General features: G+C 71.4%; 13 protein-coding genes. 3 read left to right on the forward strand and 10 right to left on the reverse strand.

Translation table 11 applies throughout. The features are described 5' to 3' along the window. Positions 1-39 precede the first annotated feature (39 nt). Positions 40-552, forward strand: coding sequence for a carboxymuconolactone decarboxylase family protein (locus tag J1792_RS09325; RefSeq protein WP_086572867.1), 513 nt, complete (start codon positions 40-42; stop codon positions 550-552). Between the two features lie 80 nt (positions 553-632). On the opposite strand, the gene J1792_RS09330 is transcribed toward J1792_RS09325, so the two are convergent. The 8 genes from J1792_RS09330 to J1792_RS09365 all read right to left on the reverse strand — a co-directional run bounded on the left by J1792_RS09330 (position 633) and on the right by J1792_RS09365 (position 11,112). Further along, a complete protein-coding gene (locus tag J1792_RS09330; protein ID WP_086572869.1) occupies positions 633-1,610 on the reverse strand; it encodes an ABC transporter substrate-binding protein in 978 nt (325 codons plus the stop codon). 7 nt (positions 1,611-1,617) lie between these two features. Beyond that, positions 1,618-3,603 carry an ABC transporter permease gene (locus J1792_RS09335; RefSeq protein ID WP_086572871.1) on the reverse strand — a complete coding sequence of 662 codons (1,986 nt, stop codon included), beginning with the start codon at positions 3,601-3,603 and terminating at the stop codon, positions 1,618-1,620. Then, positions 3,600-4,736, reverse strand: a complete 1,137-nt coding sequence (locus J1792_RS09340; protein ID WP_086572872.1) for a quaternary amine ABC transporter ATP-binding protein — start codon at positions 4,734-4,736, stop codon at positions 3,600-3,602. The genes J1792_RS09335 and J1792_RS09340 overlap by 4 nt, the downstream gene beginning before the upstream one ends. A gap of 2 nt (positions 4,737-4,738) precedes the next feature. Next, complete coding sequence (locus J1792_RS09345; RefSeq protein WP_207246991.1) at positions 4,739-6,271, reverse strand: GMC family oxidoreductase; 1,533 nt, start codon at positions 6,269-6,271, stop codon at positions 4,739-4,741. A 148-nt stretch (positions 6,272-6,419) separates the two neighbouring features. Then, positions 6,420-7,928: an aldehyde dehydrogenase family protein gene (locus tag J1792_RS09350; protein ID WP_086572875.1), complete on the reverse strand. Its 1,509-nt coding sequence runs from the start codon at positions 7,926-7,928 to the stop codon at positions 6,420-6,422. Positions 7,929-8,112: 184 nt separating this feature from the next. Further along, on the reverse strand, positions 8,113-8,994 hold the full coding sequence (locus tag J1792_RS09355) for a serine/threonine kinase C-terminal domain-containing protein (protein WP_207246992.1): 882 nt from the start codon (positions 8,992-8,994) through the stop codon (positions 8,113-8,115). Positions 8,995-9,007: 13 nt separating this feature from the next. After that, positions 9,008-9,514: a hypothetical protein gene (locus J1792_RS09360; RefSeq protein ID WP_086572878.1), complete on the reverse strand. Its 507-nt coding sequence runs from the start codon at positions 9,512-9,514 to the stop codon at positions 9,008-9,010. Continuing rightward, positions 9,511-11,112 carry an AbeC-like domain-containing protein gene (locus tag J1792_RS09365; protein ID WP_086572880.1) on the reverse strand — a complete coding sequence of 534 codons (1,602 nt, stop codon included), beginning with the start codon at positions 11,110-11,112 and terminating at the stop codon, positions 9,511-9,513. Before J1792_RS09365 ends, J1792_RS09360 begins: the two co-directional genes overlap by 4 nt. Before the next feature lie 265 nt (positions 11,113-11,377). Between J1792_RS09365 and J1792_RS09370 the strand changes: the two genes are divergently transcribed. Further along, positions 11,378-12,112 carry a hypothetical protein gene (locus J1792_RS09370; RefSeq protein ID WP_207246993.1) on the forward strand — a complete coding sequence of 245 codons (735 nt, stop codon included), beginning with the start codon at positions 11,378-11,380 and terminating at the stop codon, positions 12,110-12,112. Between the two features lie 200 nt (positions 12,113-12,312). Continuing rightward, positions 12,313-12,591, forward strand: a complete 279-nt coding sequence (locus J1792_RS09375; RefSeq protein WP_207246994.1) for a hypothetical protein — start codon at positions 12,313-12,315, stop codon at positions 12,589-12,591. 120 nt (positions 12,592-12,711) lie between these two features. On the opposite strand, the gene J1792_RS09380 is transcribed toward J1792_RS09375, so the two are convergent. Then, positions 12,712-13,701, reverse strand: a complete 990-nt coding sequence (locus J1792_RS09380) for a malate dehydrogenase (protein ID WP_207246995.1) — start codon at positions 13,699-13,701, stop codon at positions 12,712-12,714. 213 nt (positions 13,702-13,914) lie between these two features. Next, entirely contained in the window at positions 13,915-15,030 is a 1,116-nt protein-coding gene (locus J1792_RS09385; RefSeq protein ID WP_207246996.1) for a helix-turn-helix domain-containing protein, read from the reverse strand. Positions 15,031-15,468: the final 438 nt, after the last annotated feature.

The raw sequence follows: 15,468 nt of genomic DNA on the forward strand, positions 1-15,468 counted from the left end.
ACCATATCCGTGGGCTACCCGAACCGTAGTGTCGTACCCATGACGACGAACGAGAACACGAACACCACCGGCGAGTACGTTCCCGAGCACACCCCCCGCCTGGTGCTGCCGAAGCTGGTCCCCGACTTCTACAAGGCGATGGTCAAGCTGGACCAGGCGGCGAACCAGGGCCTGGACCCGGTGCTGCTGGAGCTGGTGAAGATCCGCGCCTCGCAGATCAACCACTGCGCCTTCTGCCTGGACATGCACACCAAGGACGCCCTGGCCGCGGGCGAGAGCGTCGAGCGCATCATCCAGCTGAGCGCGTGGGAGGAGTCCAAGCACTTCTACACCGCGAAGGAGATCGCGGCGATCGAGCTGACCGAGGCCGTCACCGTCCTGACGGACGGCTTCGTACCGGACGAGGTCTACGAGCGGGCCGCCGCCCACTTCGAGGAGACGGAGCTCGCGCAGCTCATCTCCGCGATCATCGTGATCAACGCCTGGAACCGCATCGCCGTGACGACCCGCGGCGTCCCGGGCCACTACAAGCCGGGTTCCCTCAAGGGCTGACCCCCACGGTCATGGGGAGGGGGGTGCGCCGGAGGTCACAGGGGAACCTCCGACGCACCACCCTCGCCTGGCGCCGGCCCCTAGCGCAGCCAGGCCTTCCACACCTCCGGGTGCTTGTGCACCCACCGCTCGGCCGCCTTGTCGGCCGGCAGCTTGTCCTCGGCGATCATCTGCGCCACCTCGTTCTGGTCCGCCTTGGTCCAGTTGAAGTTCTTCAGGAAGCGGGCGGCCTTGCCGCCCTTCTTCGTGAACTCGGTGTTCAGGAACTTCTTCAGGGGCGTCGTCGGGTAGGCGCAGTCGATCGTGGACGGGTCGGCGGTGCCCTTCTCGGCGCAGGCGTCGGTGTACTTCGGGAGCTTCACCTCGACCATCGGCACCTCGTTGAAGAGCCACTGCGGCTCGTACCAGTAGGTCAGGAAGGGCTTCTTGTCCTTCGCGTACTGCTGGATCTGGGTGATCTGGGCGGCCTCGGAACCGGCGAAGACGACCTGGTAGTCGAGCTTCAGGTTCTTCACCAGCGCCTTGTCGTTGGTGACGTAGGACGGGGAGCCGTCCAGGAGCTGGCCCTTGCCGCCGCTCTCCGGGCCGCGCATCCGCCCGGCGTACTTGTTCAGGTTCTTCCAGTCCAGGACGTCCGGGTGGGCGTCGGCGAAGTACTTGGGCACCCACCAGCCGATGTGGCCGGTGACGCCCAGCTCGCCGCCGTCCGTCACGGTCTTCTTCTGCGTGACGTAACGCTTCTCCTGCTCCGGGTGGCCCCAGTCCTCCATGATGGCGTCGACACGGCCCTGGCTGAGGGCGTCCCAGGCGGGGACCTCGTCGACCTGGACGGTGTCCACGCGGTAGCCCAGCTCGTGCTCCAGCAGGTACGTCGCGACCGCCGCGTTGGCGCGGGCGCCGACCCATGACTGGACGGAGAGGGTGACCGTCTTCGTGCCCGCCGCGTTCGCGTAGGGCGAGGACTGCTTGGTCATGTCCGCCGCGCCGCAACCCGTGGCCGTGACGGCCGTGACGGTCGTCAGGCCGATGGCCGCGGCGGTGATCAGTGCTTTTCTCATGTCCGTCTCAGCCCTCCTTCGGCTTGGTCGGCTGGGTGACCCGGTCGAGCATCAGGCCCAGGCAGGCGATCGCCGTACCGGCCATCAGGCCGGTCGCCAGGTCGCCCTGGGCCAGGCCGAACACGACCTCGTAGCCGAGCGCGCCGCCGCCGACCAGGCCGCCGATGATGACGACCGACAGCACCAGCACCACGGCCTGGTTGACCGCCAGCAGCAGCTCCGCCCGAGCGAGCGGGAACTGCACCTGACGCAGCTGCTGCCCGCCCGTCGCGCCCAGCGAGCGGGCCGACTCGAGCGCCGCCGGATCGGCCTGGCGCAGACCCTGGCTGACGATGCGGACCACGGCCGGCAGCGCGTAGACGATCGCGGCCGCGGCGGCCGGCGCCCGGCCGATGCCGAACAGCGCGACGACCGGGATCAGGTAGACGAACTGCGGCATGGTCTGGAAGACGTCCAGAACCGGGCGCAGCAGCCGGTCCACGCGCGGGCTGCGGGCCGCGACGACCGCGACCGCGAAGCCCAGGACGAGCGTGACGACGACCGCCGCCAGCACCTGGGAGAGGGTGTCCATGGCCAGGTTCCAGCGGCCCAGCACGCCGATCGCGGCGAGTGAGAGGACCGCCGTGACCGTCGTGCGCCAGGTGCCGATCAGCCAGGCCAGGGCGGCCACGATCATCAGCGCGCCCCACCAGGGGAGGCCCTGCAGGCCGTCGCGCAGCGGGTCGAGGACCCAGCCGGTGTAGTGGGCGGCCCAGTCGGCCGTTCCCCCGATGCCGGGGATGCCGCTGTAGAGGTGGTCGACCATCCAGTCCTTGGCCTCGTTGACGGGGCCTGCGATCGCCACGGTCCAGCCGTCCGGCCAGGAGTTGGCGCCGACGAGGCGGCCGAGGGCTACGACCGCCGCGGCGGTTACCGCCCACGTGGTGAGCGTTCGGGTGCGGGTCCGTGGGTGGCTCTGTGCCCACCCGTTCCGCCCTGCGGAACGATTGCCCACAGAGCGGTGGCCCGCAGTCGTGCGGTCCAGCACGATCGCCAGCAGCACGATCGGGATTCCCGCTGCCAGGGCGCTGCCGACGTCTACGGTCGACAGGGCCTGGTAGACGCGGTCGCCGAGGCCGTCGGCGCCGATGACGGAGGCTATGACGGCCATGGAGAGGGCCATCATGATGCTCTGGTTGACGCCCAGCAGCAGTTCTCGGCGGGCCAGGGGCAGGCGGGCGGTCAGGAGGCGCTGGCGGCCGGTGGCGCCGAGGGAGTCGACGGCCTCCAGCACGCCCTGGTCCGTACCGCGCAGGCCCATCGCGGTGAGCCGCGCCATCGGCGGGGCCGCGTAGACGACCGTGGCCAGGACGGCCGGCGCCACGCCGATGCCGAAGACGAGGACCACGGGCAGCAGGTAGGCGAAGGCGGGCAGCGCCTGCATGGTGTCCAGTACAGGCCGCAGCGCCCGGAACGTACGGTCCGAGAGCCCGGCCGCGAGGCCCAGGAGCGCGCCGACGGCGACCGACGCCGCGACGGCGACGATCATCAGCGCGAGGGTGCGCATCGTCGGCACCCACATGCCCAGCAGCCCGCACACGGCGAACGAGGCGAGGGCGGTCACGGCCGCCCGTACGCCCGCCAGGCGCCAGGCGAGCAGCGACGCTCCCGCCGTGACCCCGGCCCAGCCGAGGGCGAGCAGCACGAGGTACACGCCGCGCACCGCCGTGATGATGGCGTTGCTGATGTGGCCGAAGAAGTAGAGGAAGAGCCAGTGGCCGTCGCGGTTGTCGATGATCCAGTCGTTGGCGCGGCCCAGGGGGCCGGCCAGGTCGACGGTCAGCGCGTCGGGCCAGGCGCCGCTGCCCCAGCGGGCCGCGGCGAACGGCGCCAGGACGGCGGTGACGGCACCGAGCAGCAGCAGCTTGCGGGCGGCCGGGCGGCGCAGGGCGGCGCGCAGCCGGCCCGGCGGAGCCACGGCCCGGGGCGGGACGGTGGTGGTGGCGGAACTCATGCGGCCGCCTTCTTCAGGGAGTGCACCCGGCCCGGTATCCGGTCCAGCCCCGCGACGATGCTCAGCAGTGACTTGAAGTCCACGATGCCCAGGCACCGCCCGGCGTCCACCACGCGCGCCGGGGCGCCCGTGCGGGCGACGGCCTCGATGGCGTCGGCGACGGTGGTGGCGGGGTTCAGCGCGGCTCCGGCCTCGGCCTCGCCGGCGCTGCGGACGGGGCGCATGGCGCGACGGACGGTGAGGACCTGCTCGCGCGGCACGTCCCGGACGAAGTCACGGACGTAGTCGTCGGCCGGGGAGCCGACGATCTCCTCGGGGGTGCCGCACTGCACGACGCGGCCGCCGCGCATCAGCGCGATGCGGTCGCCGACGCGCAGCGCCTCGCTGAGGTCGTGGGTGATGAAGACCATCGTGCGGCCCTCGTCGCGGTTGAGGCGTACGACCTCTTCCTGCATGTCGCGGCGGATCAGCGGGTCGAGGGCGCTGAACGGCTCGTCGAACAGCAGTACTTCGGGGTCGGCCGCCAGCGCTCTGGCCAGGCCCACGCGCTGCTGCTGGCCGCCGGAGAGCTGGCCGGGGCGGCGGGCCTCCAGGCCCGCGAGGCCGACCTTCTCCACCATCTCGGCGGCCTTGGCGCGGCGCTCGGCCTTGCCGACGCCCTGGATCTCCAGGCCGTAGGCGACGTTGTCGAGGACCGTGCGGTGCGGCAGCAGGCCGAAGTGCTGGAAGACCATGGCGGCGCGGTGCCGCCGCAGGTCGCGCAGGGCGCCCTTGTCCATGCCGCGCACGTCCTCGCCGTCGATGGCGATGGTGCCGGACGTCGGCTCGATGAGCCGGGTCAGGCAGCGTACGAGGGTGGACTTGCCGGAGCCCGACAGGCCCATGACCACGAAGCACTCACCGGGGCGGACGTCGAAGGAGACGTCGCGGACGGCGACCGTGCAGCCGGTCTTCTCGCGCAGCTCCTCCGGCGAGAGGTCCGCCAGGTCGCTGCCGGGCACGCGCTCGGCCTTGGGGCCGAAGACCTTCCACAGGTTGCGGACGGAGAAGACGGGAGCCGCCGTCTCCGGTTCGTTCCGGTCACTCGCCACGTGGGCGTTCAGGCTCTCGGCGTTCGTATCGACGGTAGGCATCTTTATGCCTCACCCCCTTGGGTAGCGGCCTCTGCCAGCAGTTCGGCGCACTTCTCCCCCACCATCAGCACACCGATCATCGGGTTCACGGCCGTCATCGTCGGGAAGACCGACGCGTCGGCGATACGGATACCGTCAAGGCCGCGAATGCGCAACTGCGGGTCCACTACGGCGAGTTCGTCGCCCGTGGCGCCCATGCGGCAGGTTCCGGCCGGGTGGTAGACGGTGTGCGCGACCTTGCGGGCGTACTCGCTGAGGTCCTCGTCCGAGGTGACCTCCGGGCCCGGGCAGACCTCGCGCTTGAGCCAGCCGGCCAGCGGCTGGGTCCTGGCGATCTCGCGGGCGAGGCGGATGCCGTCCACGAGCGTGCGGGCGTCGTAGTCCTCCTCGTCCGTGAAGTAGCGGAAGTCGAGGGCGGGCTTGACGGCCGGGTCGGCGCTGGTGAGGTAGAGCCGGCCGCGGCTGCGCGGCTTGGGGATGTTGGGGGTCATCGACACGCCGTGCTCGGGCTTCTCGTAGCCGAGCCGCTCGGGGTTGTCGGTGAAGGGGATCTGGTAGAAGTGGAACATCAGATCGGGTCCGTTCGCGGCCGGGTCGCGGCGTACGAACAGGCCCGCGTCCGAGTCCATCGCGGAGTTCTCCGGGATCGGCCCGTCCGTCTCCCAGACGATGACCGACTCGGGGTGGTCGAGGAGGTTCTCGCCGACGCCCGGCAGGTCGTGGACGACGGGGATGCCCAGCGCCTCCAGGTCGGCCCTGGGGCCGATGCCGGAGTGCATCAGCAGCCGCGGGGTGTCCACGGCGCCCGCGCACACCAGGACCTCGCGCGCGGCCTCCACGTAGACCTCCTCGCCCTCCTTGGTGCGGACGTGCACGCCCTTCGCCCGGGTGCCGTCCAGCTCCAGCCGGTGCGCCCAGGTCTCCAGCATCAGGTGGAGGTTGGGGCGGTCGAGGAAGGGGTGGAGGTAGGCGACGGAGGCGGAGGAGCGCTTGTTGTTCTCGGGGTGGTAGGCGAGGTCGAAGAAGCCCACGCCCTCGTGGAAGGGCTTGGCGTTGAAGCCCTCCACGCGCGGCACGCCGGCCGCCTCGCGCGCCGACTCGACGAAGTCGCGGGCGATGGCGTTGCGGTCCTTCTCGTCCACAGGAACGATGTTGTTGCGCAGCCGGGAGAAGTACGGGTCCATCGACTCCGCGCCCCAGCCCTCGGCGCCCGCCTGCTCCCACTCGTCCCAGTCGCCGGGCAGCGGCTTGAACGAGATGAGCGTGTTGTGCGAGGAGCAGCCGCCCAGGACACGGGCGCGGCTGTGCCGGATGTGGGAGTTGCCGCGCGGCTGCTCGGTGGTCGGGTAGTCGTAGTCGAGGTCGCCGCCGAGCAGGCCGAGCCAGCGGCGCAGGGTCAGGACGTCCTCGCGGTCGACGTCGGAGGGGCCGCCCTCGATGACGGCGACTCTGATGCCGGGGTCCTCGGTGAGGCGGGAGGCGATGACGGAACCGGCGGTGCCGCCGCCGATGACGACGTAGTCGTAGACGGGCATGGTGGGGGTGAACTCCTTCTGCGGCAGGAAACGTTCGCGCTGCCGCGGCTCCGCATCGCTGTGGTTCCGCGACGCCCACGGGGGCGGGCTGCTGCGCGTACGAAACGTTTCTGTACGTCTGTGCGTACGAGCAGGGGTGCTGCGGGTGTCAGCCCGCGAACCAGCGCACCGGCTTCGGCTCGAGGTTCTGGTAGACGTGCTTGGCCTCGCGGTACTCGGCCAGTCCGGACGGGCCGAGCTCGCGCCCGATGCCCGACTTGCCGAAGCCGCCCCACTCCGCCTGGGGCAGATAGGGGTGGAAGTCGTTGATCCACACCGTGCCGTGACGCAGCCGGCCGGCGACGCGGCGCGCCCGGCCCGCGTCCTTCGTCCAGACCGCGCCCGCGAGCCCGTACTCGGTGTCGTTGGCCAGCGCCACGGCCTCGTCCTCGGTGTGGAAGGTCTCCACGGTGAGGATGGGGCCGAAGGTCTCCTCGCGCACGACCTTCATCTCGCCGTGGCACAGGTCCAGGACGGTCGGAGCGTAGAAGTAGCCGGTTTCCGGGCGGACGTCGCTGGGCTCCGGACGCCTGCCGCCGCAGCGCAGCGCCGCGCCCTCGGCGAGCGCGTGGGTCACGTACGCCTCGGTCTTGGCGAGCTGCTGCGCGGAGACCAGCGGGCCGCACTCGACGCCCTTCTCGGTGCCCCGTCCCAGCCTGATCCGCTCGGCCCGGCGGGCCAGCTCGGAGACGAAGCGGTCGCGCACCGACTCCTCGATGATCAGGCGGGAGCCGGCCGAGCAGACCTGGCCGCTGTGGATGAAGGCGGCGTTGAGGGCCTGGTCGACGGCGGTGTCGAAGTCCTCGTCGCTCTCGCACGCGTCGGCGAAGACGACGTTGGGGTTCTTGCCGCCGAGCTCCAGGGCGACCTTCTTGACGGTCGGCGCGGCCGCCGTCATCACCTTGGTGCCGCTGGCGAGCCCGCCCGTGAAGGAGACGAGGTCGACGTGCGGATGCTCGGCGAGCCGGGCGCCGACGGGGTCGCCGCCGCCCGTGACGAGGTTGGCGACGCCGTCCGGCAGCCCGGCCTCGGCCAGCAGCCGCACCAGGTGCACGGTGGACAGCGGGGTGACCTCGCTGGGCTTGACGACGAAGGTGTTGCCGGCCGCCAGCGCCGGGGCGATCTTCCAGCTGGCCTGCAGCAGCGGATAGTTCCAGGGAGTGATCAGCGCGCAGACGCCCACCGGCTCGTGCACGACCACGCTGTGGACGGTGTCCGAGCCCGCGTCCACGACGCGCCCGGGGCCCTCGGCCACCACCAGGTCGGCGAAGTAGCGGAACGCGTCGCGCACGCAGTCGACGTCGACCCGGCCCTCTTCCAGGGTCTTGCCGGTGTCCCGGCTCTCGATCAGCGCGATCTCCTCGCGGTCCCGCTCGAGGAGCCCGGCCACCCGGCGCAGCAGCGCGGCCCGCTCGGCGACCGGAGTACGCGGCCAGGGGCCCGCCCCGTTGTCGAACGCGCGGCGGGCGGCGGCCACGGCGGCGTCGGTGTCCGCCACGCCGCCCTCGGAGACGGTCGCGAGGACCGTGGCGTCCGCGGGGTCGAGGACCTCCCGCTGCGCCCCGGACGCGGCGGCGCGCCACACCCCGTCGACGTGGATGGTCTCGAGTGACGACATGACTTCTTTCCTTGCCTTCCGGTGGTGAACGGTCACGTCGCCGGACCGGGCCGCCACGGGCGGGCCCGGGACCGACAACGGGACGCCCCTAACCAGAGGGGAGAAACCTATGCCTCCTTTTTCACAAAGAGTGACGTGAGTCACTCACAGTGGCCTCGGGGTCCTCTGCCCCGCGGCCCCCTGTTCAGCCGGTGCAGTACCCGAGCGGGCAGAACGAACCCAGCACCGCCCGGAACGTCTCCAGCGTGCCGAGCCGGTCGTACGAGGGCCCGGCGGCCAGCAGCGCGTACTTGCGCCGGTCGGGCGCGGTGGAGGCGTGGATCACCACATGGCGGGTGGTGTGATCGGTGAGGGTGTAGCTGTACTCGTACTCCCCGGCGTCCCCGCTCAGCCTGGTCAGGCGGATCTTCTGGTAGCCGCTGTACTGGCTGACGTACTTCTCGGTCGCCAGCAGGGAGTCGTACGGCGTGCCCTCCGGGCCCTCCAGGGTGAAGACCTGGATCAGCCGGCGGCCGTCCGCCGCCTTGTAGAACACGCTGGACCGGTCCGTGCTGCGCGTCCACCCCGTCGGCACGTCCAGCCGGAAACCGGCCGGGTCGACGGTCCGCGTGAAGCGGCTCGGCAGGCTCGTCCCGCCGGTGAAGGGGCTGGGCACGGAGTTCGGGGTGTAGGTGTTGCCGCCCGAGGTGCCGGATGTGGTGCCGTACGTGGACCCGTAGGTAGAGCCATATGTCGACCCGTACGTGGACCCGTACGTCGACCCGTAGCTGGACCCGTAGCTCGGGCCGGGGGTCGCGGAGGCGGACGCGCTCGGCGTCCCGTAGTCGAAGGTGCTGCCGCCGCCGTCGTGATCGCCGTCGTGGACGAGGGCCCAGATGCCGGTCCCGATGGCGCCGGCCAGCACCACGCCGGCGAGCACCCCGGCGAGGATCGACGCGTGCGAGGGGCCGGTGGGCAGCGGGTCGGGGACGGGTGCGAGGAGTACCTCGGGCTCGTCGTCGCCGGACGGCGTTCCCGGAGGCGGCTCGTCCACCCATTGCTGCAGGTCGGCGTCCCAGTAGCTCATGTGCCTCGCCGCCCTACGCCAGTAACTGGCTGATCGCCTGGACGACGGCGGCCGCCGACGCCAGCGCCCCGACGGCCGTCGCGCCGCCGGTCAGCAGCTCGCGCAGGCGCGTCAGCCGGCCGCCACGGGTCCGGCCGTCCTGCCGGGCGTCCTCCTCGAGCCCCTCGAGCTCCTCCTCGAGCTCGGCCAGCGGCTCGGTCCGCGCGAAGCGGGGCAGGTCCAGCCGCAGGTCCCGTACCGCCGCGAGCAGCTCGGGCGACACCGTCAGCAGCCTGCGCGAGGCGTCCACCGCCCGCGCCTCCCGGCCCGCCGCGGCCGCGCCGCCGGCCATCTCGCCGATGGCGATGCCGCCGTCGGAGGGCGCCGGCACGGGGGCGGGCACGCCGCCTCCGCCGGCGGGCCGGTCGGTCCGCTCGGAGCGGTCCTCCGCCTTCGCGCCCGGCCCGCTGGCCGCCGCGCCCCCGGTCATGCGGCCGATGGAGATGCCACCGCCGCCTTGATCACGCTGTCCGTTCGTCATCGTTTCCCGCTCCCCGTGACGTTCTTCGCCTCCGCGCCCGCACCGCTGGCGACCGCGCCGCCGCTCATCGAGCCGATGAAGACGCCGCCCTCGTTGATCTGCACGATCTGCTGCTCGAACTGGTCCGTCTCATAGCCCTGCGCGCGCAGCGCGTCCCGCACACCGCTGGCGATCCGGTCCTGGACCGTCTTCACATAGCGGCTGATGTCCATCTCCTGGAACAGCGAGACCTGCGGCACCGCGCCCATCTCCCGCACCGAGCCGGCCGGGCCGTCCGGCACCGCCCGCCGCGGGTCGGCGAGCCAGGTGCGGAAGCCGGAGACGGCCGAACGCACCGTGGACACCGCGGCCGCGAACCCGGCGGCCGGCGCCGTCAGCAGCGCCCGCACGCCGTCGCGCACGAGGTCGTCCTCGCCCCGCGAGGCGATCACGTCGACCGCCCGGAACTCCGGCCGCACCGGCGGCAGCACGTGCGGGGCGACCTCCAGGACCAGCATCCCGCCCTGGGTGTGCACCCTGACCAGCACGGACACCACGACCTGCTCGTCCCACGCGCCGACCCGCACCCGCAGGAAGTAGCGGCGCGCCTCGCCGCCCTCGTTGACGGACTCGGCGAGGTGACGCCGGACGATCTGGTCGTCGTAGGCCACGCCGGTGCGCTGCGGGCCGACGGGCAGATAGACGAACTCCTCGATCTCCAGGTCCTTCAGCCGGTCCCGGCTGGTCGCCGCCGTGGCCTCGCGCAGCGCCTCCAGCCGCGGCCGGATCAGCTCCACGACCGTACGGCCGGTGAACGGCGCCGGACCGTCGGGCGCGGCGTCCCGCCGCTTCTTGAGCTCCAGGGCGAACGACCACGGCTCGTAGGGCACGCCCATGCCGATGAACGGCCGGTACGGGTCGTAGATCGTCAGGCCCGCGTACTGCTCGCGGTCGATGGAGCGCGCGATGCGGTGGTGATACGTGGTCGTGGGCAGCGCCCGCGGCCGCACCAGGAACGCCTCCCGGTTCAGCTCGTCGCGCATCACGGCCGCCACCCGCTGGCGGTGCATCCACACGGGCAGCACCAGCAGCAGCGGGAAGATGATGCCGGCCCAGTTCTCGGCCCCCTGGTACAGCGCCCAGAAGGCGAAGGCCCAGTACGCCAGCGTCAGCACCGGAATCCCCACCGGCAGCAGCGCGCGCAGCGCGGCGTTCCCCTTCAGCGCCTGGCGCAGGGTCCGCCTGTCGACGACGTACGGCGCCGACCCGCGCCCGGCGGCGGTGTGCGCGGCCCAGTGCGCCATGCAGACCACGGCGTACGCCGTCGACCACAACGGCACCGGCAGCTCCACCCCCTCCGGGGTGGACGCCACGTCGACGGCGATGAACCCCGTCCAGAGGGCGAGCAGAAGCAGTGCGGTCACCGTGTCCTGACCGCGGGCGCGCAGTGCGTGGGTGAGCACCGGCACCACGTCCACGCCCAGCGAGGGCGCGACCGGTCGTTCTTCATGTTCCACCAGCTCTTCGATGACCCGGCGGCGGAACTCGATGTCGAGGTAGGTCCCCGCGCAGAGTAACCGTGTGGCCTCTGTAGGGGACTCGTGGACGGACTTGCTCATGAGCAATCCCCCGATCCGTCGAACTCACTTGCGGATTACATGAGTTGACGTAATTTCGGAAGTACTCAGAATAAGCCACAAGGGCCGCACCCGACCCCGCCCTGAACCGCTTTTACGGGCCCGAAAGCGTCACCGAACGTGTGCGCGGGGGGCGGTGGTGCGGGCGGTCGCACGAGCGGCCGGCCGAGTTGGCCGGGCGGCGCGTACCCTGACATCGAAGTGATTCAGTCGCGAGGACCGACGGACGCTGCACCTGGGGGTGCCGATGACGAGCGAGACATACCCCGTACACCGGCCGGCCGTCGTCTTCCGCAGCATCGGCCGCTGCCTTCTGGCTTACATCCTTGCCTTCGCCGCGGGGTGGTTGGTCATCGCCCTGGTAGGGCCCAGGGAACTCGATCCGCGGTCGGACTCCTTCGAGACCCTGCCGTTCTGGGAGTCCTTCGAGGAATCTCTCCGCACGGGGCTCACGATGTTCCTGCTGATCGGCGTCCCGACGATCCTCATCGCCCTCCTCGCCGGACTCGCGTGGCGAACGACGGAGAGCGGCCAGTTCCGCGCCATCATGGCGCTGGCTTTCCTGCCGCCCATGTGGCCGCTCGTAGGCGCGAGCACTCCGCTGTATCTGGGCGTTCAAACGGTGGTTCAGGTGGTGTTCGCCACCGTGCTCATGCCGGTGCCGCTCATCCAAGGTGCTCCACCGAAGATGACAGAGAACGCGCGAGACAGTCTGCTCCCGGTCTTCGCGGTCGATGACCAACTGTCCGTGTCGGCACGGAGCTCGCCGATCAGCGTTGCTCGAAGCGGGGATGCCTATCCGGACATGGAAGTGATGCAGTACGCGCGGAACCGATCCCCGAAGGTGGTCGCCCGGGACAGTATGCGGAACGAACACGCCCTCGACTCGGCACCCGTGAAGTTCGACCACTGGCCGCTCTACACAGCGAACATCGACCGCAAGTGGACCGACGGGCGCTGCACCTCGGGGTGCGGGCGATGAGCCAAGCGTCCCCGCTGCGCCTGCTGCGTGTCATTCTGCGGAGGCTCGGGCGATGCGTGCTGGGGTATACGCTCCTCTTCGCCGCCGGCTGAGTAATCATCGCGGTGGCGTCTCCCCGGATAGTGACACTGGAGCCGGAAGGTCGTAGGACGCTTTCCTTCTGGGAATCGTTCGGGGCGCACCTCGAGCTCGGGGCGGGCATGTTCCTGCTGAGCGGCGTCCCTTCGCTCCTGATCGTCGTTGTCGCCGGAATGGTGCGGCTGAAGAAGGGGTACCAGGAATTCCGCGCCCTGATGATGTTGCTGCTCCTGCCTCCCTTGTGGCCGGTGTGGTTCGTCGACACAGCGATGCCGTTCACTCTGTGGGTGGAAATCGCAGTGCAGATCCTCTTCGCCGCGTTCGTGATGCCGGTGCCGTTGCTGCCCGATCCGTACAGCGAGGACCGGGAGGAGACCGAGCAGCTCACGCCGGCGGACTAATCGAGTACGCCTATGCGAACGCCCCCGGTGGCCATGGGCCGCCGGGGGCGTCGCGCGTGTGCGATCAGGCGATCGGCTCGGACCGGGGTCGGTCGGGCGATCGGGTCCGATCGGGTCGGGTCAGAGGAGGCCGAGACCGCGGACGGCGTCGCGCTCCTCCACCAGCTCCTGGACCGAGGCGTCGATGCGGGAGCGGGAGAAGTCGTTGACGTCCAGGCCCTGGACGATCTCGTACTTGCCGTCCTTGCAGGTGACGGGGAAGGAGGAGATGAGGCCCTCGGGGACGCCGTAGGAGCCGTCCGAGGGGATGCCCATGGAGGTCCAGTCGCCCTCGGCGGTGCCGTTGACCCAGGTGTGGACGTGGTCGATGGCGGCGTTGGCGGCGGAGGCGGCCGAGGACGCGCCACGGGCCTCGATGATCGCGGCGCCGCGCTTGGCGACGGTCGGGATGAAGGTGTCGGCCAGCCACTGCTCGTCGTTGACGACCTCGGCGGCGTTCTTGCCCGCGACCTCGGCGTGGAAGATGTCCGGGTACTGGGTGGCGGAGTGGTTGCCCCAGATCGTCAGGCGGCGGATCTCGGAGACCGCGACGCCGGTCTTCTTGGCCAGCTGCGAGATGGCGCGGTTGTGGTCGAGGCGGGTCATCGCGGTGAAGCGCTCGGCCGGGACGTCCGGGGCGGCGGCCTGGGCGATCAGGGCGTTGGTGTTGGCCGGGTTGCCGACGACGAGGACCTTGATGTCGTCCGCGGCGTGGTCGTTGATGGCCTTGCCCTGCGGCTTGAAGATGCCGCCGTTGGCCTCGAGCAGGTCGCCGCGCTCCATGCCCTTGGTGCGGGGGCGGGCGCCGACGAGCAGCGCGACGTTGGAACCGTCGAAGGCCACGTTCGGGTCGTCGGTGATCTCGATGCCGCGCAGCAGCGGGAAGGCGCAGTCGTCGAGCTCCATGGCGGTGCCCTCGGCGGCCTTCAGGCCCTGCGGGATCTCCAGCAGGCGCAGCTTGACCGGCACGTCCGCGCCGAGAAGGTGACCGGAGGCGATGCGGAAGAGCAGCGCGTAGCCGATCTGACCGGCCGCGCCGGTGACGGTGACATTGACGGGAGTGCGGGTCATGGCGATCTCCTGCTGCGAACTGAGGTGGGTGTCCCTGCCCATGGGTCGATCTCTCTTGGTGTCAAGAGATCGGGCTCAGGCTATCCGACCGGGCACGCCCCGGTCCCCCGACCCGGTGTGGGACGCCTCACCGTCCACCCGCGCCGCCTCAACCACCGGCCGTCCGCGCGCCGCCACCGGCCGCCGGACCCCGCCCGGGCCCGGCCTCCGCGCTCAGCCGGTGGGCCCCGGTCGGACCGGGCGGGCGGCGCGCGGCAGGGTGCAGCCCTTGCGGCCGGACATCAGCTGCGCGCACGCCGAGGCCTGGCTCGAGTCCGCGACGGCGATCATCCGGGTGTGTCCGTCGGCGCCCCGGTCGACGGTGCCGCTCTCGGCACGGGCCTGGGCGCCCGTGGCGCTTATGCGCAGGGTGTCGCCGGGGGCTGCCTGGGTGATGCGGGCCCAGGCGGCGCCGCAGGCCTTGCTGTAGCGCACCTCCAGGTAGGAGGCGCCGACGGTCGCGGAGCCGGCGGTGGTGGCGTGTTTGCCGCCGCAGCCCATGGTCTCCGGGTCCTTGCCCGCGCAGTCGTTTCCGGCGCACTTCACCCCGTCGGGCGCCTGGAGCGCGGGACTGGTCGCGCTCGGCGTGGGGACCGCCCCCTGCGCCGTCCGGCTCTCGTCGTCGGCGCCGAGCAGCAGGACGGCGGCGGCGATGACGAAGAGGGCGCCGACTGCGCCGACGGCGAACAGCACGGCGTTACGGCGGGGGCGGCGGGGAGCCTTGGGGCCCTTAGGAGCCTTGGGGGCCTGGAGGGGGATCGCCTTGGCCCGTACGTCGCGCGACTCCGGCCCCTTGGGCAGGCCGGTGACGGACGCAGCGGGGTCACGGGGCGCCGCCGGCTCGTCCGCCGGCTCCTTCGGCGGGGCGCCCTCGCTGCGCAGGGCGGTACGCATCCGGCCCGGCGCGGCGCGCCGATCGCCCTTGTCGCCCTCGGCGGCGGGCGACGGGCCGAACTCGCCCAGCGCCGCGCGGGCCTCGGCGACCCGGATGGCCTCCATCGTCACGTCGTGCCGCAGCTCCGACCGGCTCCAGGACCGTTCGGCCAGCTCCCACAGGATGCCCAGATGGCCGACGTCGGTGCCCGTGACCTCGGCCAGCGCCTCCGCCGCGCCGCGCGGCGGCAGCAGCCGGCCGTTGAGATAGCGCTCCCAGGACGTCTTGCTGTAACCGGTGCGGTCTGCGACGGCGGCGATGCTCAGACCGCTGCGTTCGACGAGTCTGCGCAGTTGTTCGGCGAACTCGCGCACCTGTGGGTCGAGTTCTTCCGGTAGCGCCCTCCAACGAGGCATTGCCCTCCCCTGTCCCCCGGTACGAACGGTGTGGTGTCCCCGTATCGCTGCGCGTCCCCTCCACAGCCTCGCTTGCGGCTACCCACGGGGATGCCCGATACCAGCATGTCAGTTCCCAAAGGGGCGGCGCACGGTGGCATTTGGGGTTGATCAAGCCCATGGGGCGCACGCCCCTGGGGCATGCCCGGCGCCTCCGCCGGTTGACGGTGCGTCACTCCGCGGTGACGCGACCTGCCAACTTGATACGGAAAGGCGAACTCGTATCGGAACGGTCACCTCCGCGCCACAGGGCCGCGGCGGATCTTGATCATGCCGTTTCCCGCCATGATCCTCAATGGTGAGCAGGCAGCCCGTCCTCTCACGGGGGTGGAGGACGGGTCGCCGGCTCTCCTCCACCCCGTTACTACCCATTTGCACGCTTCCTACGCGGACGCGGCG

This window comes from Streptomyces triculaminicus (genome assembly GCF_017349075.1).
Lineage (GTDB): Bacteria > Actinomycetota > Actinomycetes > Streptomycetales > Streptomycetaceae > Streptomyces > Streptomyces triculaminicus.

Bases quoted from the DNA above. Each gene is read 5' to 3' on its own strand.
- J1792_RS09355 (WP_207246992.1), bottom strand. From the start codon at position 8,994: ATGAGCTACTGGGACGCCGACCTGCAGCAATGGGTGGACGAGCCGCCT.
- J1792_RS09385 (WP_207246996.1), bottom strand. From the start codon at position 15,030: ATGCCTCGTTGGAGGGCGCTACCGGAAGAACTCGACCCACAGGTGCGC.
- J1792_RS09340 (WP_086572872.1), bottom strand. From the start codon at position 4,736: ATGCCTACCGTCGATACGAACGCCGAGAGCCTGAACGCCCACGTGGCG.
- J1792_RS09330 (WP_086572869.1), bottom strand. From the start codon at position 1,610: ATGAGAAAAGCACTGATCACCGCCGCGGCCATCGGCCTGACGACCGTC.
- J1792_RS09325 (WP_086572867.1), top strand. From the start codon at position 40: ATGACGACGAACGAGAACACGAACACCACCGGCGAGTACGTTCCCGAG.
- J1792_RS09345 (WP_207246991.1), bottom strand. From the start codon at position 6,271: ATGCCCGTCTACGACTACGTCGTCATCGGCGGCGGCACCGCCGGTTCC.
- J1792_RS09375 (WP_207246994.1), top strand. From the start codon at position 12,313: ATGTTCCTGCTGAGCGGCGTCCCTTCGCTCCTGATCGTCGTTGTCGCC.
- J1792_RS09370 (WP_207246993.1), top strand. From the start codon at position 11,378: ATGACGAGCGAGACATACCCCGTACACCGGCCGGCCGTCGTCTTCCGC.
- J1792_RS09365 (WP_086572880.1), bottom strand. From the start codon at position 11,112: ATGAGCAAGTCCGTCCACGAGTCCCCTACAGAGGCCACACGGTTACTC.
- J1792_RS09360 (WP_086572878.1), bottom strand. From the start codon at position 9,514: ATGACGAACGGACAGCGTGATCAAGGCGGCGGTGGCATCTCCATCGGC.
- J1792_RS09350 (WP_086572875.1), bottom strand. From the start codon at position 7,928: ATGTCGTCACTCGAGACCATCCACGTCGACGGGGTGTGGCGCGCCGCC.
- J1792_RS09335 (WP_086572871.1), bottom strand. From the start codon at position 3,603: ATGAGTTCCGCCACCACCACCGTCCCGCCCCGGGCCGTGGCTCCGCCG.
- J1792_RS09380 (WP_207246995.1), bottom strand. From the start codon at position 13,701: ATGACCCGCACTCCCGTCAATGTCACCGTCACCGGCGCGGCCGGTCAG.